Origin of the sequence: Salidesulfovibrio onnuriiensis, assembly GCF_008001235.1 — a bacterium.
GTDB lineage: Bacteria > Desulfobacterota > Desulfovibrionia > Desulfovibrionales > Desulfovibrionaceae > Pseudodesulfovibrio > Pseudodesulfovibrio onnuriiensis.
Window position 1 is genome coordinate 528877 of record NZ_CP040751.1, and the last position, 25180, is coordinate 554056.

At 54.0% G+C, this 25180-nt stretch carries 24 protein-coding genes; 12 read left to right on the forward strand and 12 right to left on the reverse strand.

Annotated elements, in window-relative coordinates; all coding sequences use genetic code 11:
• Positions 1–6: 6 nt before the first annotated feature.
• The 11 genes from FGL65_RS02435 to asnB (FGL65_RS02485) all read right to left on the reverse strand — a co-directional run bounded on the left by FGL65_RS02435 (position 7) and on the right by asnB (FGL65_RS02485) (position 10571).
• The gene (locus FGL65_RS02435; protein WP_147819482.1) at positions 7–609 is read right to left on the reverse strand and encodes a hypothetical protein; all 603 of its coding nucleotides are present in this window, start codon (positions 607–609) and stop codon (positions 7–9) included.
• Positions 588–1268: a radical SAM protein gene (locus FGL65_RS02440; RefSeq protein WP_147819483.1), complete on the reverse strand. Its 681-nt coding sequence runs from the start codon at positions 1266–1268 to the stop codon at positions 588–590. The genes FGL65_RS02435 and FGL65_RS02440 overlap by 22 nt, the downstream gene beginning before the upstream one ends.
• The gene (locus tag FGL65_RS02445; RefSeq protein WP_147819484.1) at positions 1265–2149 is read right to left on the reverse strand and encodes a phosphotransferase; all 885 of its coding nucleotides are present in this window, start codon (positions 2147–2149) and stop codon (positions 1265–1267) included. The genes FGL65_RS02440 and FGL65_RS02445 overlap by 4 nt, the downstream gene beginning before the upstream one ends.
• Entirely contained in the window at positions 2146–2841 is a 696-nt protein-coding gene (locus FGL65_RS02450; RefSeq protein WP_147819485.1) for an acylneuraminate cytidylyltransferase family protein, read from the reverse strand. Before FGL65_RS02450 ends, FGL65_RS02445 begins: the two co-directional genes overlap by 4 nt.
• Positions 2841–3890 (reverse strand): N-acetylneuraminate synthase family protein, encoded by a 1050-nt coding sequence (locus tag FGL65_RS02455; protein WP_147819486.1) that lies wholly within the window; start codon positions 3888–3890, stop codon positions 2841–2843. Before FGL65_RS02455 ends, FGL65_RS02450 begins: the two co-directional genes overlap by 1 nt.
• Entirely contained in the window at positions 3887–4855 is a 969-nt protein-coding gene (locus FGL65_RS02460) for a hypothetical protein (protein WP_147819487.1), read from the reverse strand. Before FGL65_RS02460 ends, FGL65_RS02455 begins: the two co-directional genes overlap by 4 nt.
• Positions 4827–5531: a cytidylyltransferase domain-containing protein gene (locus FGL65_RS02465; protein WP_147819488.1), complete on the reverse strand. Its 705-nt coding sequence runs from the start codon at positions 5529–5531 to the stop codon at positions 4827–4829. Before FGL65_RS02465 ends, FGL65_RS02460 begins: the two co-directional genes overlap by 29 nt.
• Positions 5518–6726: a glycosyltransferase family protein gene (locus FGL65_RS02470; RefSeq protein ID WP_147819489.1), complete on the reverse strand. Its 1209-nt coding sequence runs from the start codon at positions 6724–6726 to the stop codon at positions 5518–5520. Before FGL65_RS02470 ends, FGL65_RS02465 begins: the two co-directional genes overlap by 14 nt.
• Positions 6727–7054: 328 nt before the next feature.
• Positions 7055–7837: a hypothetical protein gene (locus FGL65_RS02475; RefSeq protein WP_147819490.1), complete on the reverse strand. Its 783-nt coding sequence runs from the start codon at positions 7835–7837 to the stop codon at positions 7055–7057.
• Positions 7831–8547, reverse strand: coding sequence for a cytidylyltransferase domain-containing protein (locus tag FGL65_RS02480; protein WP_147819491.1), 717 nt, complete (start codon positions 8545–8547; stop codon positions 7831–7833). Before FGL65_RS02480 ends, FGL65_RS02475 begins: the two co-directional genes overlap by 7 nt.
• A 14-nt stretch (positions 8548–8561) precedes the next feature.
• Positions 8562–10571, reverse strand: coding sequence for an asparagine synthase (glutamine-hydrolyzing) (asnB, locus tag FGL65_RS02485; protein WP_147819492.1), 2010 nt, complete (start codon positions 10569–10571; stop codon positions 8562–8564).
• Positions 10572–10816: 245 nt separating this feature from the next.
• On the opposite strand from asnB (FGL65_RS02485), the gene FGL65_RS02490 reads away from it, so the two are divergent.
• From FGL65_RS02490 to FGL65_RS02530, 9 genes are all read left to right on the forward strand, one after another.
• Entirely contained in the window at positions 10817–11923 is a 1107-nt protein-coding gene (locus FGL65_RS02490) for an N-acetyl sugar amidotransferase (RefSeq protein ID WP_147819493.1), read from the forward strand.
• Positions 11924–12008: 85 nt separating this feature from the next.
• Complete coding sequence (locus FGL65_RS02495) at positions 12009–12818, forward strand: glycosyltransferase family 2 protein (RefSeq protein WP_147819494.1); 810 nt, start codon at positions 12009–12011, stop codon at positions 12816–12818.
• The gene (locus FGL65_RS02500) at positions 12818–13879 is read left to right on the forward strand and encodes an NAD-dependent epimerase/dehydratase family protein (protein WP_147819495.1); all 1062 of its coding nucleotides are present in this window, start codon (positions 12818–12820) and stop codon (positions 13877–13879) included. The genes FGL65_RS02495 and FGL65_RS02500 overlap by 1 nt, the downstream gene beginning before the upstream one ends.
• Positions 13880–13889: 10 nt before the next feature.
• Positions 13890–14495, forward strand: a complete 606-nt coding sequence (gene hisH, locus FGL65_RS02505; RefSeq protein ID WP_147819496.1) for an imidazole glycerol phosphate synthase subunit HisH — start codon at positions 13890–13892, stop codon at positions 14493–14495.
• Complete coding sequence (locus FGL65_RS02510; protein ID WP_147819497.1) at positions 14496–15320, forward strand: AglZ/HisF2 family acetamidino modification protein; 825 nt, start codon at positions 14496–14498, stop codon at positions 15318–15320. It begins immediately after the preceding gene.
• Positions 15321–15414: 94 nt separating this feature from the next.
• Positions 15415–16488, forward strand: a complete 1074-nt coding sequence (locus tag FGL65_RS02515) for a Gfo/Idh/MocA family protein (RefSeq protein WP_147819498.1) — start codon at positions 15415–15417, stop codon at positions 16486–16488.
• Between the two features lie 23 nt (positions 16489–16511).
• The gene (locus FGL65_RS02520) at positions 16512–17618 is read left to right on the forward strand and encodes a DegT/DnrJ/EryC1/StrS family aminotransferase (protein ID WP_147819499.1); all 1107 of its coding nucleotides are present in this window, start codon (positions 16512–16514) and stop codon (positions 17616–17618) included.
• A complete protein-coding gene (locus tag FGL65_RS02525; protein WP_147819500.1) occupies positions 17611–19221 on the forward strand; it encodes a glycosyltransferase in 1611 nt (536 codons plus the stop codon). The genes FGL65_RS02520 and FGL65_RS02525 overlap by 8 nt, the downstream gene beginning before the upstream one ends.
• A gap of 40 nt (positions 19222–19261) precedes the next feature.
• Positions 19262–19918: a class I SAM-dependent methyltransferase gene (locus FGL65_RS02530; RefSeq protein ID WP_147819501.1), complete on the forward strand. Its 657-nt coding sequence runs from the start codon at positions 19262–19264 to the stop codon at positions 19916–19918.
• 4 nt (positions 19919–19922) lie between these two features.
• Here the strand turns inward: FGL65_RS02530 and asnB (FGL65_RS02535) are convergent, their stop codons facing one another.
• Positions 19923–21755, reverse strand: a complete 1833-nt coding sequence (gene asnB / locus FGL65_RS02535; protein WP_147819502.1) for an asparagine synthase (glutamine-hydrolyzing) — start codon at positions 21753–21755, stop codon at positions 19923–19925.
• Between the two features lie 220 nt (positions 21756–21975).
• Between asnB (FGL65_RS02535) and FGL65_RS02540 the strand changes: the two genes are divergently transcribed.
• Genes FGL65_RS02540 through FGL65_RS02550 form a run of 3 tightly spaced genes read left to right on the forward strand, consistent with a single transcriptional unit; the run spans position 21976 to position 25168 of the window.
• The gene (locus tag FGL65_RS02540) at positions 21976–23085 is read left to right on the forward strand and encodes a CgeB family protein (RefSeq protein WP_147819503.1); all 1110 of its coding nucleotides are present in this window, start codon (positions 21976–21978) and stop codon (positions 23083–23085) included.
• Positions 23082–23918, forward strand: coding sequence for an FkbM family methyltransferase (locus FGL65_RS02545; protein WP_147819504.1), 837 nt, complete (start codon positions 23082–23084; stop codon positions 23916–23918). The genes FGL65_RS02540 and FGL65_RS02545 overlap by 4 nt, the downstream gene beginning before the upstream one ends.
• Complete coding sequence (locus tag FGL65_RS02550) at positions 23915–25168, forward strand: glycosyltransferase (protein WP_147819505.1); 1254 nt, start codon at positions 23915–23917, stop codon at positions 25166–25168. Before FGL65_RS02545 ends, FGL65_RS02550 begins: the two co-directional genes overlap by 4 nt.
• Positions 25169–25180: the final 12 nt, after the last annotated feature.

Below are 25180 nucleotides of genomic sequence, written 5' to 3' on the forward strand. Positions count from 1 at the left end.
ATAAAATCAACGCACCACAGCTTCAGCCATTTTGGAAACCTTGTAAGCGACCTGGGAAAAACGATAAGCATCCTTTTCATTGCCACGTTTTTCATAGCAATGGGAAAGCGCATCGAAATGTTCCGAAAGCATAGTTATGAAACGAGAAAATTCTGGTAAATCCGACAATGGCTCATAAAGTTTCCAGTCGTCCAGGGACAGGCTCGAAAACTCATCATACTCCTCGCGGCTGGACATCCCACAGTCCAACCAATGATACAACCTCGAAATAACGGAAAAGATGTCTCCAGGCTCGCAGTCATGCCTCGCGGCATTTTCAAGAAGCTCTTCGGGAATTTGGGACCTGTCCCGGTTATTCAGAATCTCGATATTCGGAAAAATGCGCTCCAGCTTATCCGGGTCACTGGCCGTATGCTCCGAAGTATACGTATAACAAATTCTGAGGGTATCTACGCCGCAATCCAGAGCAGTGTGCTGATATTCCGCTAATTCCTCAGGAGAATCATTGTAATTGAAAAGCACTTTCTGCCAGATTATCTCCGGTCCCTTGCCACCCCGTTTCTCCTTGCGAGCCCTGATCCGGCGCGTCAGGTCGAGCAGACGTTCCACATCCCCCCCCGCCGGTAGCGGGAATAAGTATCCGGATCCAAACTATCGAGGGCGATCTTGATCTTGTCCAGCCCGCTATCCACGATCATGTCATCATAGGGAATGTTGCCGTTGGTATTAACCAAAAAATTTGTGTCCATTTTTGATTTTGCCTCAGCCACCATGTCCCAGATCTCGGGATGCAGGCCCGGCTCCCCCCGCCCGCTGAAATACATCCAGCGAACATTCATATTCCTGTCCTTCAAGTCGTCGAGCAGCTTGGTATACAGTATGCGTGGCAAAAGATGCGGCTTGGGGCGAGCCCAGGTCCGCTCTCCGGAAGGGATGCCGTGAACGCAAAACGGACATCGGAGATTGCAGACTGCGGCGGGTTCGATGTGCAGCCATTCAACTTCGCGCTCCACAAGGGATGCATCAAAGGATTCTTGCGATGCCAAATAATTGCATTTGGCGCACTGATCCGGGAAAGGCAGGCTTTCTTTGGAAAAGGCTGTCCTGATCTGACGGAATCGCCCTTTGAGGTAATGATCATCGACGAAATGCCAGTTCGAGCGGTCCAGGGGCAACATATCCAACGTCACCTGCTCTCCGGTGGAACAATAGCAATTGATCTCACCGTTGGCCCGCAGATATATGCCGCGTGTCATTCTGCAATTCATAAGTCCGCTCCTTTGTTTGCCTGGAGATCAACGGCCAGTTGCAAGGCCTCTTCGACAAAACGCCGCTGATTCTTCAAATCGCTCATCCAGCGCGATTCCCCACGATCCCTTTCTGACAAAATGAAAACCAGCCGACGCAACACGCCGTGCAACGCCAAGGTGCCAGCAAGAGCCGGCGTGAGCCCACTGTCTGGATATTCTCTGCCGTACGTCTCCGCAAAGTCGGTGATACCATCCGTGTCGGCCCCAACCAAACGGAAGGCGGCAAAGGCGGCTTCCTGGGCAGGACTGCCAACGTGTGTGCTATCGAAATCAATGAACCGAATGGCTTCTCCGCTTAAGACCATGTTTGCCGGGTGCGGATCACCGTGCACTAACTGAGCCAAACCCTTTTTCAACCATAGTTCGGCGGGCTCTGCCATTTCGGCTTCAGCCATCAGCCCTTGGTTCCGAGCAAGTTCCGGCAGACCTGCCCCTCCAATGAATAGATGATGCTTGACTTCTCGGTGCTGTACTTTGGCCAGGATGCGATGCAACCGACCGAGAAACGTCGCAGCGACATGAATATCTCGTTTCGCAGGCGCTTCCCCGACGAGCGCCATCTGCAAGGAGAAAACATCCTCCCCTTCCTTGACGAGAAGGGTTCCCGCCTTGGAAGGAAATACGAACGCCCCGAGCCCGGCGGAATAGGCCGCTCGCATGACGTCTTCCAGCAAAAGAATTCGTTCACGGACCCAGTGGGCATGGAATTTGAGAACCGCCTCACGATCATTAAAAAGCACGCGGCAAGCTCCTCCGCCCATGGAAGTCACTGCATACACCTCTCCCAGGCCTGGATAATATTTTCTTGCCAACGCCATAATATCCTTTTCCCCGATCATACCACCCCCGAATCAATCAAACGACGGGCCAGTTCCAGATCTCCGGGTTCATCAATGTCCAGGCATTCGGGCCAGGATATTTCAAAAGCTGTGGTGTTGCCGGTATACGGAGAACGATGCGTCATGAACGCTTCCTGGGTCAAAATTGTCACCGCTCCGTTGGGGTAATAGGATACAAGGTGATCCCCGGCCCTGACCAACCCATCCCAATCGCGGGTGACACGATTATTGTTTACGCTAAGACGCAGTTCTGGTGGAAAAGGGTAAGCGGTCACGGAGACCAGGGCATCCGCCCCAGAGGCCCTGAACTGTTCAAAAGCCATGCGCACATGATAGGCCGTGCGGAAGGGGTGACACGGGGTCAGCAGCATGATCGCCCCCCCCTGTTCAAACAGCTTCGGGCGCCGTCTCATCATGTCCTCGACCACATCCCACATGGACGGGCTGCTCCCAGCCAGGTGGGATGGCCGTTCGTCCACCAACAATTCACCGTGGCCAGCAAGGTCCTGCTGAATCAAAACATCGTCAGTGGTCAATATTGTGGGGGTGCAGACTCCTGACCCCAGAGCGGCTTCCACGGCGTTGCGGTATAAGGGCACCCCACCTACCAACAACCGATTTTTGCCCGGGACCCGTTTCGAGCCGGCTCGAGCTCCTATGATGCAAACGCAAGTGTCTTGTCGCGCCCTCATCAATCCAGGTCCTCCCACTGCAAAAAATCATTCTTTGCCTTGGCCCGACGTAATCTACGGCCATTCACCAAGTCCCAATGCTCCACGGCGATCCCCATGCGGGGACGGCCGAAAACCACGTTATCCAACCCCAAAACAGTCCCTTCAGGCAAATCATCCGCCACTGCGCAGCAGCTGCGGTTGTTGTTGCGATATATTTTCCCCTCTGCCGAAAGCTGCCGCGAAGACGATCCCAAAGCCTGGTAAACGGCTCGACAGTTGGTGATGACTTCCGACAGCTCGTCCACGCCCACAGACCAGTTGCGCTCAGGCTCCTTGACAGTGGGATCCTCGGAAACGGGCTTTTCGAGAACGAGAGCCCCAAGCGCCACAGCTGCATAAAGCATCTCGGATCGTTCGTAGTGATCAGATATACCGATGGGCGCTTCGAGGATTTCGGCCAGCCTGGGAATGATGCGCAGATCATGACCCGCTGGCTGGGCAGGGTGTCCAGCCGGGTTGTGGTTGACCACAACCCCTGCGGCGCCTTCCTGCCGGAGGATTTCCACGGCGCGTTCGACTTCATACTGCAGAGCGGCTCCGGTATCGAGAAAAACCGCAAGGCCGCTCTGAGCCGCGTGGCGCAACAATGGGTAATGGACAATGTCCGGTGAGGCTATCTTCACCGCATCGGCCTTGATAGCCACCAGGAAATCAACGCCTTCAAAATCATGTGCAGTGGACATGAAAGGGACACCGAGCTCGTCGCAACGAAGCTTAATCCGGTGATGTTCTTCCAAAGTCAACTCATAGCGCTTCATATGCTCGGACAGAGGCTCTTCAATTACTTGCCCATCAATGATGTATCGGGCCACTGCTGATTCGTCGAGCACCACTGTTTCCCGTTGAAAAGTCTCGGTCTTAACGCAATGAGCCCCGGCCCTGGCTGACGCTTCTGCCAACCGCAACGCAGTGTCCACGTCACCACCGTGGCAAATACCCAATTCGGCGATGAAAAAAGGCTCGCTACGTTCTCCGATAACAAAATCTCCAACCCTGACTGTCTTCATTTTATGTCTCCATTGAGAACCGTGTCCACTGCTGCGACAAACCCATGCCCATTGAAATTTGCAAAGCCGAAAAGGGCCAGACCTTGTTCCACAAAAGCCCGTACTGGTTCCTGCTCATGGCGCGCGCTGGCCACAGCTATGAACGGAATGTCCAATGCGGCAAGCTCATACATGGTTCGCCCCCCGGCGCAGACCACCAGATCGGCACAACGAAAATACTCAAAAGGCGCTGCTACATTTTCCAGAATCATAAAATCGTCCCGATCTTCCACAAGGCCTTTGACCGTATTACCTTCCTCAAAACCAGGTCCGAGCATGACCTGAAATCCGATTCCCACCCACTTTCGTTTAGCCAGATTGGCAACGGATTTGACGGATAAGCCTGTGGGGTCGGAGCCGCCGAACGTAAGCAACACGGTGCGCTTCCACGGGGTCTGTGGCGCCATTTTCCCGTCATCCGGGCCCAGAGGAAAAAAATCGGGACCCAACAACATCCGCACACCTTCCCGGGCTTCGACTCTTTCGCGGGCCAGAATACTGCTGTTGAGCAGCACATCCACCCCAGGTGTCCGAAATCGGGCGTCATCCACGAAAATCGTCTTCACGCCCCTTTCGCGGCAGGCTTGAAACACTCGTTCATCAAAATCTCCATAGGGCAAGTCGTGAACCAGCCAATCGCCGCCATGTTCTTTCAACACCCTAAGAATACACTCCACTTCATCTCCGACGACCACCGAAACCTTTGCGTTATGATTCTCAGCATGTGCCACCCCTTCGGCATAGCCACGCATCAAAAAAACCGAATGCGCACCAAACCTGCGTCTAGCGGCCTGTGCCAACACGAGGCAGCGACTCAGATGCCCAAAGGAGAGCCCCGGCTTCCGCCCGGCGTCCACCCGAAAGACAATGCATCTGGGTTGCGCCCCAGCAAAGAGATCAGCGATCCAATCGTCGAGCGGTTTCATTCAGTTCCATATTCCAAGGTTCACTTTCATCGTCCCCGACGATACTTGCAATGCGTTCATATTCCTCACGGGTATCCACGGTGACGGACAAAGCCCTTCTCGCCTCTTGGCCCTGGGCAGACAATTCCACCATACAATAGCTGCTCGGATTCTCTAAAATATGCTTATTAATGTGCTCTCGATCAGGACCTGAAAGCTTCTTTTCGTTCAATTCCATAAGCACCCCGGCAGTAAAGGCATCCGCTGTCGCCCCGAGTGCATACCCGGTGCATCGGGCATAGTCGGCCCCGGACTGACGTAGCAGGGATACCATTGCCTCAATGGAACGGGGACAGGTGAAAGGGTTGTCCGCCGTGACCCGCACAATCAGTTCAGATGGATACTGTTCAAGACAACGCACATATCGAGCCAGCACATCGTCCACCGACCCACGCACGACGGCCGCTCCATTCTTCACGGCCTCAGCCGCCACCTTGTCGTCATCGGGCAACATGGTGGTCGCGACAACAAGTTTAAAGCCGCCCCTATCCAGTCCGACCTGCAGCCGCCGCAGGAGAAAACCCAGCATGGTGGTCGGTCCAAACGGAAGGAGCGCCTTTCCGGGCAAACGAGTGGAGTTGTATCGGCACTGCACCACCACAAGGCATGGCGTCGGTTGAAAGTCACAATGCTTCATACCGATCTTCTCCGTATTCCATTCTATCCAATATGCGCTGTATGCCCGATTCCAGAAGGTCAGAGCCTTTTTTTCCCATAGACTTCCTTGAATGAACTGCGCTGCGCAAAACCTGCATCACCCTTTCCGGAGTATCCGCATAACTGGCAAACCCAGGAGGCAGCATTCCCACATATATATCGTCCCCTTTGGGATCCAGGTAGACTGTTTTCAAACCGAATGCCGCTGCATCGGCGGCAACCGAAGAAAACATGGTCACCACGGCATCAGCGTGCCGCAAAAAAGCGTAAAGCGGCAACTCGCTCACTCCGGCGAAGAAGCAAACATTGCGGGCTCTCTCAGAAAGTTTGTTTTTCAACCGTTCTGCATGGTCAAGACGACAAGGGTGGCTTCGAATCCAAAAATGATGGCCTGTAGCTCTATCTATGGCATACTCTATAAGCTCACATATTTTGCGATCTTCTTCCTCATCGACACCATTCAAGGCGATGAGCACATATGTTCTACCTTTTGTACGCGGCCATCGTTTGCGGATTAACTCATCGTGACTTTTGACGAAATCTTCTTGCCCTTCAAGCCACAAGCTTTGGAAATGATCCCCCCCGACTATGACTTCATGCCTCCCCGGGCATTGACGGATCCAATCATTAAACTTGGCAGCATCTGCCCTCGAACGAACCCAAAAAAAATCGGGGAGAAGTTCGTACCCATTTTCGGGCACTTTGGTCCATTGACTGTACAATGCACTATTCTTTGGCTGCATACCATGCTGCACAACGATTACCGGAAGACCTCTCCTCTTGCAGGCAAGAATAAACCCCATGCCGGCCACACCTTGAAAATCCACGAGGAACCCTGCCGTCGCCTGGTGGCTGTCAAATTTTTTCCCGAACAATGTTGCATATCTAAAGACATGTCCCATCCCTTTTCGCAGGTCGCTCAAAGTCATGTCCGCCCCTGGATTTCCTGAGCTATTCAGATACTGAATACACTCCTCCAGTCCTTCTGCCTCTTCACTGAAGCGCGGCGTCGGCCCAAGAATCCCTTTAGCGGCAACAATGTCCATTTCCGGTTGAATGAAGACTTGTGGAACCCTGCAAGGAGAAGGATACAAATGGCCTGGGGTGAGCATAAGGGAAGGCATTCCACGCGCGCCAAAGGCTTCTAGCAAAGGCTCAAGATTTTTTTCGTACATCCGGCCACCAAGGTCGACAAAGGAAACCCCGTCGCCCCAAAAAAGAACTTTCTCACCCGCAGGAATACAAGAAGAAAGGGACTTTGCCCGTCTCCAGGCTGAATACCCCTGTAAATTCCTCAAAACCAAGCCCTTCACTGCCCTCAACCGCCGCCCCCACGCTCGTTGCCATGAGTCTCTATAGAGGGAGACAGGCATTCCACGCATTGAGGCCAACGTCATCCTCTCTGCAATGCAGCATCGAAAATATGGCCAAACGCGCACCCCGTTAAAAATCCACTGGTCGACGGGGAAATGGGATTCAACACCCGTGAGAAAAAGTAAAATTTCAGAGGCTTTCATCATTGACTGCCAACAGTTGCCTTTCCGAACCGGTTAACCGGGCTTTCTCGTTAAAAATAAATACTGGCAGCCGGTAGGCCATGACCTCGGACTTGCCGTCATCCTCCACCACGCAAAGACAGTCCCCGGAAATATCAGCCCGCCCGATATCCTCAAACAATTCTGCACGGCAAAGAATCACGGCCCCGTCCGCACGATACAACGAAGGGAGCCACTGGCTGCCCGGGACTTTTGACTGATGGGGGAAATAGTCCTCCAATCCAAGAACGACAAATTCTTGTGGATCAAAAACTCTAGTATCCCCTTCTTTCATTGGGCAAAAACTCACGTTCGCATAGCGATGGGGTATGGTTTGGTTAAAGCTCGGATGGGAGTTGTGATCGATCTGTCCGCCGGAAAAAGAAATCTTTGCCCGATTGGATTGAAAGTGTTCCACGACTTTCCGGACACGCTTTTCTGACAGAACTCCTACGAACGGACTAAAAACAGCTATCGTCGCATTCGATTTGAGATCGAGTCGACGTGCGGTATCCATCCAAGCCGGACCGTTGCAGTTCATTGGGCAATTCTGAACCAGAGTCGCGTTTTCAGGTATGGCCTCAGGAATATCCCCATGATTTGTCAGTACAATCAGTCTTGCTTCTGGAAAAATCCTTGCAGCCAGTTCGAGGGAATACTCAAAAGGGGTCAATCCTGGCAATTTCGCGCTTGCCAAATACCGTTGCCGTCCATTGAGCACAGTTGCATTAATAACAACCAATTCTACCACAGCTTCACTCCGAAATCATACAGATCATTGATGACGATCTCTTCCATAAGCAGGAGATCCTCCCACGTATCGATATCCACACACTCTATGGGGTTGGTCAATTTACGAACGCTCTTATGCTTTTCCATTGACTTCAAAGTTGTACCCCAAAAGTTACCCATGCCTTTGAAAAATGGAATGATCTTTTTTTCGGGAGCAATCATACTTCTCACAGCTTCGAACCCGTCGTTCCCCTTAACGTAAAATTTATCCCAAGGCATATCGGTGTCCACACCAACGGATACCCATTTGTACATACTCAAATCGGCAATAAGCTGTTCGCACATTGCCGCGTTCCTGAATGGTGAGGTGGGATAAAAGGTGATCAGCTTGGCGTAAAAAGTATCACCATCATGCAGTCCATATTCATGTCGCAGGCTCCAAATCGCATGGGACATGACATCTGAGATACTCGCAGTGTCCCCGGACAAATTCCCTGGTCTGAGAAACAACGTTTCCGCCCCATATTCTTCTGCGATGTCCGCGTAATCCCGGCTGTCCGTATTGATGATAACCCTGTCAACCGAAGGAAGCAGTTTTGCCATCCGAACGGACCACGCCAGTAGAGGATGGCCTCCCACGGGCTGTATGTTCTTGTCCTTAAGCCGTTTGGATGACGAACGGGCCATGACCTGGACAATGGTTTCGTATTTGATGTCGGTCGATTCCACGTTAAAGTCCTTAATTATGTTGATGCGCCTAAAGCCTCAAGAAGCAGGGAGGCCTGAACAAATATGAACGAACGGTCTACGTCCATATTGTATCCCCGGGCATATCCCTGTTCCACAGCCCGGGCTATCGTTTTCCCCTTCCACAAAGACGATTCAAGAAAACGCCTGCTGCAGACCGTGTCCATGACAAGCGGCTTGAGTAGCTGTCTCCACTCCGCCCTCGGGTTCGCGAACCCCACTTTGGTCCTGCGTAGGCGAATGGCTTCGGGCATCATGCCCTTGGTGGCGTCACGCAGGATCCGCTTTGCGTATCCGTTGCCAATCTTACAGGAAGAAGGAAGCGAAAAAGCGTAACAGGCAAGCCGCCAATCGCACAGGGGGGAGCGGACCTCCACGCCATGGGCCATGGAAAGACGATCATAATCCCGCAGATTGGTCGGCAACTCCACGCAGTGGTAATCGATATATAGATTCACAAACAGGGAGTCGAACTCCAAGAGGCGATCCTTGTCCTCCTCAAGTTGCGGCAACACTGGGACAGTCCCCATGGCGTTGAGCCACGGATGCGGGCCGATTCGCAAGGATGGTTCCGGATAAACCTCGTGTAACGGCGTTCCCGCATCACGACGTCTTTCGACAAGTACAAGCGCGTCAGGAACATAGGAAGGATGCCCCGGTTCGAACATAGATTCGAGGGACGCACGAAGCTGGGCAAACTTTCCGTTTCCTCCAGCAGGGCTCAATGCCGCATCTGCCATGAGGGGATGATGATAGCGATGGTATCCGGCCAGGAGTTCATCGCCTCCATGGCCATCCAGGGACACTACCACACCACTTTTGCGCTGAAGTCGGTAGGCAAGCCATGGGCCGACATGGATATCAGAAAGTTCTCCGTACTGCGAAGCCACCTCTTCGCCGTATTCGGCCAGGGTCCGTGGCGTCACCTCGAAATAGAAAGGCTCGGCACCCGTGTATTCGACCATAGCATCGGCATAGGTCGTTTCGTCATGACTGGTGCCAATATAGCGGGCAATGAAAGCCTTCTGCCAACTTGGAGCCGCTCGGTCGCCATTCTGGCCGCCAAGCCTGCACACTGCGGCCAGCACCGAACTGGAATCAAGTCCGCCGCTGAGACTGGTGCCTATGGGCACGTCGCTTCGCATCCGGATACGGCAGGCATCCATAAAAAGTTCCCTGAACCGCTCCACCTGCTCCTCATAGGTAACAGGTGGCTCCTCAAGATGATCAAGGGTGTTCCACCACCTGCGCTGCTCAATATGACCGTCGGAAAAAACCTTGAGCCTGTATCCGCCGGGCAGGCGCTTCACCCCTGCAAGAATGCAATTTTCAGTGCCTTCGAAAAAAGAGGGCCGGGTAATCGCCAGAGAAAAATTCTCCGGGGCCACAGCCAGCGGAAACCCCTCCAGAGCTGCAAAGGCTCTCATTTCCGAGGCAAAAGCGAATCTATCTCCTTGCCTCCAGAAATGAAGAGGCTTGACTCCGAATCTGTCACGGCACAAAAGCAGAGTGCGCTCCCGAGAATCCCATATAGCCATGGCCCACATGCCGTTGAACCGCAAAAAGCAGCCTTCGCCCCATTGCAGATATGCGGCTAAAACAACCTCGGTGTCGGTCTCGGTGCGAAAGGTCTGGCCAAGGGCTTCCAATTCGAGGCGTAGCTCGAGAAAATTATAAATTTCGCCATTATAAACAATATAAAACCGGTTATCCGACGAAACCATGGGTTGCCCCCCCCGGGAGGTGGTATCGAGGATGGCAAGACGCCTGTGCCCCAGTCCCAGGCAGGCTTCACTGTCGATGTACATCCCTCTGCCGTCGGGTCCCCGGTGCGCCAAGGAATCCGTGAACCGCAGAAGCGTCCCCTGGTCCACAGGCTTTTCATCAAAATTCCAACAACCTACTATTCCGCACATGTCTTCTTTCCAGCACCGCCCTAAGCAGGCAGCGAGTTCAATATTATTTTTTTGGTTCATTGCAAAACATGCGCCATGTTTTAGCTGCATTTCATATCGACCAAAAGGACAGGGAACTTAATGATTCATTCGCTAAGTTAACAGTTAGCGTGGTTTTCAAAAGAGTGTCAATAATTTGCCCCAGCAGCGATTGCGCCCGACTATGATTTCAAGTAGCAATGTTATTTGATGAATTGAGTGCGACATATAATGTTTCTGGAAAAGAGTCCGATCATTCTGTTAGTGAAACATTTTTCCGGCTTGCATGCCGGAATTTCAGCACCCAGGAAAAACGCATGACAACTGAATATCAAATATGCACACGCTGCCTCATGGACACCAGCGATCCTCGAATCAAGTTCGATGAACAAGGGGTCTGCAACCACTGCCATACCTATGACCTACAGGAAAAAAGGGACCTGTTTCCTTATGAGGCTCTCGTAAAAATAGCGAAGCAGGTCAAAGCTGACGGCAAGAGCAAGTCCTATGACTGCATCCTTGGCCTAAGCGGCGGGGTGGACAGTTCCTACGTGGCGCTCACTGCCCACCGTCTGGGGCTGCGCTGCCTGGCCGTACACATGGACAACGGCTGGAACTCCGAATTGGCGGTCATGAACATCGAAAACATCGTCACCCGTCTTGGTTTCGACCTTTATACACACGTCATCAATTGGGAAGAATTCAAGGATCTGCAGCAGGCGTTTTTCAAGGCTCACGTCATTGATATCGAAATGCTCACAGACCATGCCATTACAGCCGTCATGTACAATTTGGCCCGCAAGCACGGAGTCAAATACCTGTTAAGCGGAAATAATATAGTCACCGAATCGGTGCTGCCGCATGCCTGGGGACATCGCAAGTCCGACCTGGCCAACATCCTGGCCATCCATAAAAAGTATGGAACCGTAAAACTCAAAACATTCCCCCGCTGTTCCACCTGGGAAATATTCATCAATCAGGAACTGCGGCGCATCAAAACAATCAATGTTTTAAATTATCTTGATTATAATGTGGCTAGGGCCAAACAGGAACTCATGGAAGAACTCAACTGGCGCGAGTACGGGGGAAAGCATCACGAATCCCTTTTCACCCGCTTTTATCAGACCTACATCCTTCCAACAAAATTCAAGGTGGACAAACGGCGCGCGCATTTCTCCAATCTCGTGCTCTCAGGACAAATGACCAAGGAAGAGGCACAGAAAGAACTCCAAAAGCACCCCTGGAGCACTGAGACACTCGCTCAAGACCAAGAATATATTGAGAAAAAGCTCAACATTACGCACGAAGAATTTGAAGAGTATCTGACCACTCCCGAAGTGGACCATTATGATTATCCCAACGATGAAAAGACTTTCTGGCGGGTAGTGAAAATCCGAAAACTCCTTCGTTCCCTAGGCCGTTAGCCCGTTTTTTGCATTTAGGCTTTTTTTAGGCACTATTTGCCTTATCAACGAATAAACTCTCAGCAGCGATAACAGGAAGAGCGACATGTCCAAACTCGTTTCAATGATCGTTCCCACATACAACCAGGCACAATATCTCGGAGCCTGCCTGGACTCCATCTGGTTCCAGGATTACCCCAACCTGGAGATAATCGTGGTCAACGACTGCTCTCCGGATAAAACAGCCGAAGTCATTGATGAATTTGCTGAATCCGTCGGTGTGGAAGAGGTTTCCTTCGCCTCATACTTCGACGAGGACAAAGACGAAATAGTCCGCACCGTCCACCCCAGATACAGGACCGAGGGCCGCACCCTGAAAGTGCTGCACAATGACAAAAACATGGGGTCCACGCGGACCTACAACCGCGGCTTCCAAGCCGCAACCGGCGACTACTGCACCTACATAGCTTCAGACGACATCTGCCACCCGCAGATGGTTTCCGAGCTGGCTGCCCCCCTGAATGCGGACGAGGCGGATTTCACCTATTCGGACATGTTCGTCTTTGACGATCAAGGCCGCATCCTGCGCGAATTCAAGGTTCCGGATTACAGTTTTAAAAATTCCTTCGAAAACTGGTACCTTTGCGGCGTGTCCAAGCTCTACCGCAGGAATCTGCATGACAAGCTGGGGTGGTACGACAACGACTACCTGGCCAACGACCATGAACTCTACCTGCGCTTCGCCCTCGACGGTGTCCGCTTCAAGCATGTCCCCAAAACCCTCTATTCGGTGCGTACTCACGATGGCCGGGAAATCAATGTGCACAGTTCTTCGAACTGGGCAAAACTGCTTGAAGAATCCAAATTCCTTGTGCGCAAGGCCCGTGCCGCTAAAAAAAATGGGGAGGTGCGCTAATGTCCATCTGCCTGATCACCGGCTCCGGCGGCCTCATCGGCGGGGAGACCTCCCGCTTTTTCGCCTCCAAGGGCTTCGACGTTGTAGGTGTGGACAACAACATGCGTAGTTATTTCTTCGGGGAGGGAGCATCCACCAAATGGCACGTGGATCAACTCAAAAAGGCCCTGCCAAGCTACACCCATGTGGATGCGGATATCCGCGACGAATCGGCCATGGACAACCTTTTCAACAAATACGGCAAAAACATAGCCGTCGTGGTCCATACAGCGGCCCAGCCTTCCCACGACTGGGCCGCCCGCGAACCGCTCACAGACTTCGACGTCAACGCCAGGTCCACCCTGGTGCTTCTGGAAGCGGCCCGCAAGCACTGCCCGGAAGCTTCCTTTATCTTCACCTCCACCAACAAGGTCTACGGCGACACCCCCAACCGTCTTCCTCTCGTTGAGCTGGAAACCCGCTGGGAACTTTCGGAGGAACATCCCTGGCATCCGGCAGGCATCGACGAAAGCATGAGTCTGGACATGAGTACCCACAGCGTGTTTGGCGCCTCCAAGGTAGCTGCCGATGTCATGGTCCAAGAATACGGCCGATACTTCGACATGAACACCGTCTGCTTCCGCGGCGGCTGCCTGACAGGCTCGGGCCACAGCGGAGCGGAGCTGCACGGCTTCCTGGCCTACCTCGTCAAATGCGGCGTCACCGGCGCGCCCTATACGGTCTTCGGGTACAAAGGCAAACAGGTCCGCGACAACATCCACAGCTCGGATCTGGTAAATATGTTCTGGCACTATATCCAGAACCCACGCAAAGGCGAAGTCTACAACGCGGGCGGCGGCAGGCATTCCAACTGCTCCATGCTGGAGGCCATCGCCATGTGCGAAAAGAGCACGGGGCGCCCCTTCAACTGGTCCTATGCGGAAGACAACAGGATCGGGGACCATGTTTGGTGGATATCCGACGTCTCCAAATTCCAGCGGCACTACCCTGAATGGGGATACACGTACTCGATTTCGAACATTATCGAAGAAATACACGAGAATACCAAGGACAGGATATAGGAAAACGGCAATGATCACTGTGGTCGATTACGGAATGGGCAACCTCGGTTCCATCAAAAACATGCTCAAAAAAATCGGGCATGCGGTTTCCGTGTCAGGCGACAGCAAAGATATCAAAGCCGCCACAAAAATAATCCTGCCAGGGGTTGGATCCTTTGACGAGGGCATGGCCCGGCTAAAGAGCTCCGGACTTCTAGACATCCTCAACACCAAGGCTCTGAAGCAAAAGGCCCCCGTGCTAGGTATCTGCCTGGGCATGCAGATGCTTTTTGAAGGAAGCGACGAAGGGACCGCCCCGGGACTGGGCTGGCTCAATGGTCGCTGCGTACGCTTTGCACCGGGAAACGGCCTCAAAGTGCCGCACATGGGCTGGAATCTTTTGACCCCGGAGAATGGCAACCCTCTGCTCAAAGGCCTGACTGATTCATCCCGCTTTTATTTCGTCCATTCCTTCCACGCCCGTTGCGCCGACCCGGCAGACGTTGCGGGAACGGCCGAATACGGCATTGAATTCACAGCGGCCGTGGCCAGAGGAAATATCATGGGCGTCCAATTCCACCCCGAAAAGAGTCACCGCTTCGGCATGGCCGTACTGGACAATTTTGCGAGGCTTTAAATGCTCATCCCACGAGTCATACCGTGCCTTTTGCTCCAAAACGACGGATTGGTGAAAACCACTCGTTTCAAAAATTCGGTCTACGTGGGCGACCCCATAAACACGGTCAAAATCCTTAACGATAAGGAAGTGGACGAGCTTTTTTTCCTGGACATCTCCGCCACTCCTGCCGGGAAGACTCCTCCCCTGGAACTACTGGCGCGGCTGGCGGACGAGTGCTTCATGCCATTCGGTTACGGAGGGGGAATCACAACCGTTGAACAAATGCACAGCATTTTTTCACTGGGAGCAGAAAAGGTGGTCCTGAACACCGCAGCCGTGGAAAATCCTGATTTGGTTCACAAGGGGGCCAAACGTTTCGGCAGCCAAAGTATCGTGGTCTCTCTTGACGTGACCCAAAACTGGCTGGGCAAATACACTGTTCGCACCCACGGAGGCCGACAAAAGACAGGGCGACCCCCCTTGCAGCTGGCGCTTCAAATGGAAAAGGCTGGAGCAGGGGAGTTGCTGATCAACTCCATCCCCTTAGATGGCACCATGAAAGGATATGACCTCAAGCTCATAAAAATGATTGCCGATGCAGTAGACATCCCCGTGGTTGCCTGTGGCGGAGCTGGAACCGTGAAAGACTTTTCACGGGCTGTACACAAAGCGGGAGCTTCCGCGGTTGCGGCCGGAAGCATGTTCGTCTTCCAGGGCCCGCATCGGGCTGTGTTGATCAACTACCCCCAAAGGGACCTTCTCGAAAATACTTTCGGAACCCTAATCGATTCTCAGCAAAATCATATCGAAAGGGACCATCAGAAATTGAAAGGACCCTTTTGATGCAAAGCAAATCGAAACCGTAAAAATCTGTGGCGGTCTGCTGGCAAAACTGAATTATGAAACAGGCACTGATTGGTGAAATGAGGTGAAGCATATGCAACGATTTGCACTGATGGGATGCGGCCGGATAGCGCAGCGGCATGCTGATATTTTGGGAAACGGGAAAATCAAAGGCGGCATTTTGGCGGCCGTTTGCGATGTTATCGAAGAAAAGGCTCGCACGCTCGGCGAAAAATACAGTGTCCCCTGGTTCACGAATGCATTTGAGATGATGGAAACCATGGGCGAAAAAATCGACGTAATCTCCATCCTGACCGAAAGCGGTTTGCATGCTCTGCACACCATCCAGATGGCCCGTTACCGCAAACATATTGTGGTGGAAAAACCCATGGCCCTGCGTCTGGCCGACGCCGACGAAATGATCCATGTCTGCGACTCGGCGGGCATAAAACTCTTTGTCATCAAACAAAACCGTTATAACTACCCCGTGGTCAAACTCCGCGAAGCCCTGGAAGCCGGACGCTTTGGCAAACTGGTGATGGGCACGGTTCGCGTACGATGGACCAGGACTCAGGAATACTACGACCAAGCAAGCTGGCGCGGCACCTGGCAAGGCGATGGCGGAGTTTTTGCCAACCAGGCCAGCCACCACGTAGATCTGCTGGAATGGATGCTCGGCGAGCCCGTCTCGGTCTTTGCCAAGGCCCGCACCGCCCTGGTGGACATTGAAACCGAAGATACAGGGGTGGCTGTAATCACCTTCGCCAATGGCGCTATCGGCATTGTGGAAGCCACCAACGCCACCCGGCCCAAAGACCTGGAAGGGTCCCTCTCTGTCCTGGGAGAAAACGGTACAGTGGAAATTGGCGGCTTTGCGGTCAATGACATGAAAGTCTGGAACTTCACTACCGACGAACCCGAAGACGACGAAGTGCTCGGAAAATACAGGACCAACCCTCCAGATGTATATGGATTCGGGCATATTGCCTACTTGGAGCATGTGGTGGACTGCATTGAAAATGGCAGCCCAGCCCTGGTGGACGGCCTGGAGGGAAGGCGCTCCCTGGAACTCATCAGCGCCATCTACGAATCCATTGAGACCGGCAAGGAGGTACACCTCCGCTTCCAGCCCAAACGTTGCAAGCTTGGAGAATCCAACGGATCCTGACCACTATACCGCCAGAACCACTTATGAAAATACCTTTTACCGACCTCAACGCGCAGTATGCTGCCCTGGAAGAAGACCTCCAGAAAGCAATGGCCCGGGTTATCGCGGACAAAGCATTTATCCGCGGCCCGTATACGGAAAAATTTGAAACAGAATTCGCCGAATACTGCGGCGCGAGACACTGCGTGGGAGTGGGCAACGGAACGGACGCGATTTATCTGGCCCTCAAAGCTATGGAAATCGGTCCTGGCGATGAAGTCCTGGTGCCGGCAATGACCTTTGTGGCCACTTCCGAAGCAGTAACCATGTCCGGTGCGACCCCGGTTTTCGTTGATGTGGACCCAGCCAGCTACACCATGAACCCTGCGGAAGCGGAAAAAAAGATTACCCCAAAAACCAAGGCCGTCATCCCTGTCCACCTGTATGGCCATCCCGCAGACATGACCGCCATCCGCATCCTGGCCGACACTCATGGGCTCAAAATTATACAAGATGCTGCGCAGGCACATGGTGCAGGCATAGACGGAATGCCGATTGCCGGCTATGGCGACTGCCAAACCTACAGCTTCTACCCAGGAAAAAACCTTGGAGCATACGGCGATGCCGGTGCGGTGGTGACCAACGACGACAAGTTGGCGGGCAAAGTTAAAATGTTGGCCAACCATGGCCGTACATCCAAATATGACCACAAATTCGAAGGCATAAACTCCCGCATGGATGGACTACAGGGCGCAATTCTCTCAGTCAAACTCAATCACCTGAAAGACTGGACTGGACTCCGTTGCAGATGGGCGAAACTCTACAGCCAGGCTCTCAAGGGCATCAATCAAATCACCCCCCCGGCGGTCAGGGACGGAGCCGACCATGTATACCACCTGTATGTGGTCATGGCCAACAACAGAGACGCCCTCCAAAAGCATCTTTCAGAACACGACATAGCCACAGGCATTCATTATCCCATTGCTCTGCCCTTTCTTGAGGCATATTCGCGCATGCAGCATGTAAAAACGGATTTTCCGGTGGCAGCAGCCATGCAGGAAAAAGCGCTTTCCCTTCCTATGTTCCCGGAACTAGAGGGAAAAAAGATCCTACAAGTAGTCGACGCCATCAAGGATTTTTACGATGCATAACCATACTGCTGTCAAAAAGAAAAAAATCGTCTTTTTCCGATGGCGCTATTCCGATCTCTGCGCAGATTTCGTACTCGCAAACAAGCGCCTTACCGAGCAAGCCCTGAAGCCTTTTTTCGAAGTGGTCGCTCTTGATCAAGACTGCGATTTTTCCGAAGTGGTGGAAACCCACGAGCCGGACTTGGTCATGTTCGAAAGCGGCAGTGGCACGCTTCCTTTCTGGAGACCCAAGATCACCAACACAAACGCCTATCCTGAAATCCCCCGTATAGGGTTGCTTGAATCCGATCCCCACAGCGGCAGCAGGTCGGTATTCATGACCGACATGGACCGGCTGGGCATTGAAACCTTTTTCACCCGCGCCACCTCCATGGGGGAATATTTCCCGGCAATTGCCGACAGGTTATTCATCTGGCCCTGGCACGCGGATGTAACGACCTACCAGGACTGGGGCATAGAAAAACATGTGATTCTGACCCTGACCGGCGCCTGCAGCCCCCCCTACCCGTGGCGGGAAAAGCTGTACCCGCTCCTGACAGGACGCTACCCCACTCTGCGCTCCATCCATGGCGGCTATCTTCGTTCCCAAGCCCTCACAATGAAATGGGGTAAGGAATATTCCAAAATGCTCAACGCCTCATTGTTTTCAGCGTGTTGCGGCACCGCCTGGAAACTGCTGGTAAAAAAGCACTTCGAGATCTCTGCCAGCGGTTGCTGCCTCGTGGCGGACGACACCCCAATTCTGGCCGCGGCAGGATTCAAAGATATGACAAACTGCGTCCTGGGGGACGAACGAGACATTCCTGGAAAAATGGACGAACTACTTGCAGACCCGGATCGACTGGCCAATGTGACCAGGGCCGGGGTCAACCTGATCCATGAACGCCACCTGCCCGAGCACCGGCCCCAAATCTTCCAATGGCTCGACCTAACCCAACGGCACGGTTCCGGGGTAAAAATGGTGCAAGACGGGCCTTTTGGGGACGTACGCCTTATGGATGGCCCCAAAGACACTGCCACCCCGCACCTGGAGAACTTCGCCGAAGACCGAGCCATACTCAGCCGGGCCAGAGAGCTACTTAGCAGAGGCAAGCACCGACCTGCGGCGGTTTTGTTTCGCAAGGTGCTTGATATGGCTTGGCATATGCCCGAAGCCAACTTCGGCATGGCCCTGTGCGACCTCTATGCAGGCCTGCCCGAATCAGCCCGGGATCGCTTCCGTATCACCTTGAAATGGTGCATGAAGCAATACAAATGCCACGCGCCGAATCCCGTTGAATGGGCCTGGTACATCGTGACGCAGTTATGCCTGGGCAATATGACGAAAGCGCGGCACCTGGCGGCGCAGTTCTCGGCCGAAAAAGGAAATGACTTGCGGGCGCGTGACATGGAATACGTGCGTGCCCTCATCAAGGTGCTGGACGGAAAAACAATACAGAAACATCCTCGCGAGGAAGCCTGCCTGCCCTGTATCCACGAATCGCCGTTTACCTCATTCAGCGACTTTCTTACACAGGTGGGGCGCATGTTCAAAGCCTGCCGCCAGCAAGCCATGAGCAACAGAATTCGCACGGCATTGGACGAAGCCGACAATGGCAAGTAATCCTACCGGGTAATAAACGTATTTTTATAAGGAGGCACTTATGGGAATGAACCCGCTACAGGAGTTGGGGGAAAAATACGGTCCGACCAAACGCTATCACGACTACCTCAAATGGTACTGGATGCATTTCAGAGATATCCGAAATGATGTGAGAAGTCTCCTTGAAATAGGCGTTGACAAGGGAACCTCTCTTTCCATGTGGCGAGAATTCTTCCCAAATGCTGAAATTCATGGCCTGGATCTGAATCCGGACTGCAAGCAGTACGAAAGCGACCGGATCCACATCCACATCGGAGATCAAGGAAGCCATGAGGTGCTACAAAAGGTGGACGACAAAGGCGGCCCCTTTGATATCGTCATTGACGACGGCAGCCATTTCCCGGAACACCAACTCATGGCCTTTCGATTTTTCATCAAACGCATGCCCCAAAACGGTATCTTTGTCATAGAAGACATCGGAGTGGGCCGCGGACATGACAGAAAATGGGTCAACGATTCCATGAAAGGCCTGGTAGACCACATCAACTACTGGGACTACGACATCGAAAGCGAGGGATGGCTGGACATGGGCAGGTTCCCTGAACATGCCTGTTGGCTGGACAAAAACATAGCGGGCGTCGCCTTCTACCGGTTCATTTGCTTTATTATGAAAGGAGACAACCCCGGGGCTAATCCCTTCCTGCGTGTTCGCGAATGATAAATCAACGCCGCCCCTTTAGCAGGGCCTGCTCCCAAAAATAGGGAACCAGTGCTGTCCAGGCGGCTTCACCCTGGGCATAGGTGGCGTCCGGATCGTCCATAACGGCCTGCAGCCTGCTGCGGGCCGTTTCCTTGTCCACCAGATCGCAGGCGGAAAAGGCGATGGACGAGACCTCATCCATGAAAAACTCCCGCAGCGGCCCCTTCATCCAGTCCACAATGGGAGAGTTGAAGCCGATTTTGGCCCTGCGCCAAGCAATATCCTCGGGCATGATCTCCCCCAACCCCCGGCGCACCACGGCCTTGGTAAAGCCGCCGCGCACCTTGTCGTCCCAAGCCAGGGAAAAGGCCAGGCTGACGATGCGATGATCCATGAACGGCATGCGGATCTCCACGCCGTTGGCCATGGAGTAACGGTCGAAATTCCGAAGCAGCGTTGGTAAAATGGTTTCATGGGCGGCCACGTACAGAACCCGGGTCAGGTGGTCGAGCTCCTGCCAGCGCGGGTGGTCCATATCCCTGCTCACGACGGCCCCCTTACCCCTAAGTCGTCCCAAGTGAAAATCGGCCACGAATTTCCATCGTGGCGGCAGCGGAAACTGGGTGGATTTGGGCCTGCCGTTGTAAAAGGCGTCCACAATACCCTTCGCAGCCCGCAAATTCAGGCCTGCGTCGGCCAGGGCTTCCTTGACGTTGAACAAATATCCCGCAAAACACTCGTCCGCGCCATGGCCGTCCAGGCTGACCTTGATACCGCCATGCCTAATCGCGCCATACGTGAGCATGAGCGGAATGGGGGAGGTCAGATGAATTTCCTCGAACAGGTACAGGTGATTGAAGAAACCATCGAGCCCTTCGACGGGATCCACGGCCATTGAAGTCAGAGGAATGCCCAGATAGTCGGCAACTCGCTTGGCGTAGACGCTCTCGTCCAGAGGCGTCCCCGGAAATCCGGCATTGAAGGCATGCTGAAAATCCGCACTTGCACGTTCCGTGGAAGAGTTCGCGGCGATATGGGCCACCGAACAGATAACTGCGCTGGAATCCAGGCCGCCGCTCAGGGCGCTGCCGATAGGCACGTCACTGCGCATGCGGATGCGACAGGCATCCAAAAAAAGCTCGCGGAAAAGCTCGGCTCGTTCCACGTGGGTATCGGGCACGTCCATCAGGTGATCCATTGTGTTCCACCAGCGGGTCAGGGAAAGGCTGCCCTCCCTGAAAATCCCCCAATGGCCGGCAGGAAAACGGCTGATCCCCTGGATAAGACACTCATCCGTGGCCTCGTAATGCATAATCCTTCTACTGGAACGGGTCAGTTCCGGGTGGGAAACGACCTGGTCCAAAAGCGGCATGAGAGCCTTCATCTCCGAGGCAAAGACAAATCCATGCCGGGTGCGGGCGTAAAACAAAGGCTTCTTGCCAAAACGGTCGCGAGCCAGGAACAACGTGCGGTCCACAGCATCCCAGATGGCCACGGCCCACATGCCATTGAATCGATCCTGGCACTCAGGCCCCCACTGGACATAGGCGGCCAGCAACACTTCCGTGTCCGAATCGCTGGAAAAGGAATGCCCCAGGCTTTCCAGATCCGAACGAATCTCCACGAAGTTGTACAACTCGCCATTGTAGACAACGTGATAGCGACCGTCGGCATAGGCCATGGGCTGGTCGCCCCGTTCGGAGAGATCAAGAATGGAAAGCCTGCGATGTCCCAGAGTGACACCTTCCCCCTGCCAGAGTCCGGCACCGTCCGGACCGCGATGCGCCAGCAAATCCCGACAGGACTCGGCCAGTCCTCGGTCAATATTTCCCACTACGCCAAATATTCCACACATGAACAATCCTTATGCAAAAAACGAACAACACCACATGGAACTGCAGCACAACCCAGTGAAAAAACGTATGGAATTGACAGGAACATACGCCCAGCGTACTACCTATGGCTACAAAGGACCATAAAAATTCATTCACTCCATAAACAATTTTCCCGGTTGACCGATACAGCTGATACGTCTTTGTTGTTTTAGCGCAAACATCAACATCCGGCTTGGCCTCATGAGTTTCACCTACGTCAAAGTATCCACGCTCTCCCCCCACTACCTGGATAATTTCTACGCCAGGCACGATGGACTTGAGGATAAGCCATATAATGCACAGTACACGGCGCTCATGGCCGACGCCCATGTCTGGGCCGACCACATCACCATGCACCTGCGTGATCATGGAGTGGATGCGCACGAAATAGTCTACAACGCCCATCCGCTGCAGCAGGCATGGGCCCGGGAACATGGCGTCGTGGCCGAGGGCAAGCTCCTGATGCTGGAGCAGCTCAAGACTCTCAAGCCCGACGTGGTCTTCCTGCACACCAGTTACCCCATGTACGAGGAGCTGGTGCCTTTAGTCCGTGAACACGTGCCGGGAGTGCGTCTGATCCAAGGCTGGGTCTGCGTGGGGTTCGGGCAGGAGCACCACCCGCTATTCCGTTCCGTGGACTTCATGCTCACCTGCGAAACCGGCATCCACAAACGTCTAAACGAAGCAGGCGCGCGGGCCTACCACATGGTGCACGGCTTCGAGCACACCCTGCTGCCGCGCGTTCCAAAACCAACCCACCCGAAACATGATTTCTTCTTTGCGGGCTCATTGGTCATGTCCAGCGGGTATCACCTCAAACGAGCCAATATCCTCGCTTCCTTGATAAAAATGGATGTGAACCTGGCCCTGCATTCCAATCCTGTAGAAGTTAAAAACAAAGTGGACGACGCACTGCGGAGCCGAATAAAACCACCGATATATGGTCTGGCCATGTATCAGGCCCTGGCCAATGCCAGAATCGCCTTCAATATCCATATCGACATGACCAGCAGTGCGGCCAACGTCCGGCTCTTCGAAGCCACGGGCATGGGAGCCTGCCTGCTCACGGACCACCAGACGGGGCTGGACGATCTTTTCGAAAAAGACCGGGAAGTGGTGACCTATGACACGCCCGAGGAGTGCGCTGACAAGGTGCGTTGGCTCCTGGACCACCCCGAAGAACGCAGAGCCATTGCCGCAGCCGGACAGAAGCGGACCCTGACCTATCATCGGCTGGAAGACCGGGTGGCGCAACTCCACGAGATCATACTTTCAGAACTGGACCGGGTCTCGACCAAGAGAAGCACATGAACGCCAAAGAAATCTTCAAGGCATTCTGCGGCATTCCCCGCTACTGGAAACGAAGCCGCGATCCGCATTACGTGAAACTCGCCATGCTGCGCGAGATAAAACCGCGTTTCGTACCCGGTTCCGTCATCCTGCCCTTCGGCCGGGTGAATTATGCGGATATCGCCTCGCTGGAAGCACAATATTTCGCCATCTTCATCAGCCGGGAGTATCAGTTTGAATCCAGCCGCAACGCTCCGGTCATCCTGGATTGCGGCGGAAATATCGGGCTCTCGGCCCTCTGGTTCGGCATGCAGTATCCCGGGGCGGACATAACGGTCTTCGAACCCGGCCCCGACCTCTTCCCCCTGCTCAAGAAGAACCTGGAGCTTCATAAACTCAGCAGCATCCGGGCAGAACAGGTTGCGGTCTGGACCCAAGAAACCACGCTCCACCTTGGCAATGACAAGGCCGACGGCGGATTCACCTCCACCAGAAGCAGCCAAGAAAGCAGACCGGTGCAGGCCGTTCGCCTTGCCGACCGCATCTCCGGGCCCGTGGATCTGCTCAAGCTGGACATTGAAGGAGCCGAATTCGAGGTTATGAATGACCTGGCTGAAACCGGCAAACTTCAATTCATACACAAGATTGCTGGAGAACTCCATGCTGGCCCCGGCGACACGGACAAGGTGGGGAAAATGCTCTCCACACTCCACAAGGAAGGATTCCAGACAACCATTTCCTATGCCAGGCCCGCTCCCGCCCTTTTCTGCCACAGCGAGGCAACCCCGTTCCCGAGTCTGTGCGACGGAAAGTACCTTGCGCTTTTTTACGCCTGGAAAGAAAACGAAGCATGAAAATACTCTACCTGAGCACATTGGACATCATGGGGGGGGCGGCCCGAGGCGCGTACCGCCTCCATAGGAGCCTGCTGGACAAAGGCGTGGACTCCACCATGCTCTGCTGCCGAAAATTCAGCGACGACCCCACGGTGCAGGGTCCGCGCAATACCTGGGAGCTGCGCTACTGGTTTTTCCGGCACTGGGCCACCAAGCAGGTGCTGCGCATGCAGCGAAGCGACAATCCCATCATCCATTCCATCAACCTGCTGCCTACGGGCACCCATAGACGGGTCAACGCCTTCGACCCGGACATTGTGCAGATGCACTGGATCGGTTCGGAAATGATCAACATCGCCGAGGTGGCGCAGATCAAGCGCCCTATTGTCTGGCGATTGGCCGACCAGTGGGCCTTCAGCGGGGCCGAGCACTACGCCATGTCCGGGCAGGACGAACGCTTCACCGCAGGATACCGGCAAGACAACCGGCCCGAAGGATACGCAGGCCTGGACATCGACCGCTGGACCTGGAGCCGCAAGATGAAGCATTGGCAGGACAAGCCCATGACCATCATCACCGGCAGCAAGTGGTTGGCCGAGTGCGCCCGACGCAGTGTGCTGTTCAAAAACAAGCGGGTGGAGGCCGTGCCCAGCGGCATAGACGTGTCGATATACAAACCCCTTGGCCGAGAGCAGGCTCGAGAAATACTCAACCTGCCCCAAAACAAGAAATTGATTCTGTTCGGAGCACTGTCCGCGACCAGCGACCCGCGCAAGGGATTCCATCTTCTGAGCCCGGCCCTGCAACAGGTGGCTAAAGCCATGCCCGGCAACACCGAAGCATTGGTACTCGGCTCATCACAGCCGGTGAACGCGCCCGATTTCGGCATGCCCGTGCATTATATCCCCAAGCTTTCCGACGATTGGAGCCTGGCTCTGGTCTATTCGGCGGCAGACGTGCTGGTGGCTCCCTCCACCATGGACAACCTGCCCTTTTCGGTCATGGAGGCCCAGGCCTGCGGCACACCCTGCGTTGCCTTCGACATCGGCGGCATGCCGGACATGATCGAACATGACCGAAACGGTTGGCTGGCCACCCCGTTCAAGACTGAGGAACTGGCCGAAGGCATCCTGCGCCCCCTTGGCGACGATACCCTCAGAAAACAATGGTCGAAACTCGGTAGACAGAAAGCCGAGGCAGAGTACGACGTACGGATTCAGGCCGAAACCTACATCAACATTTACAACCAGATTCTGGGCAAGCAATGAACAGGGGAATGC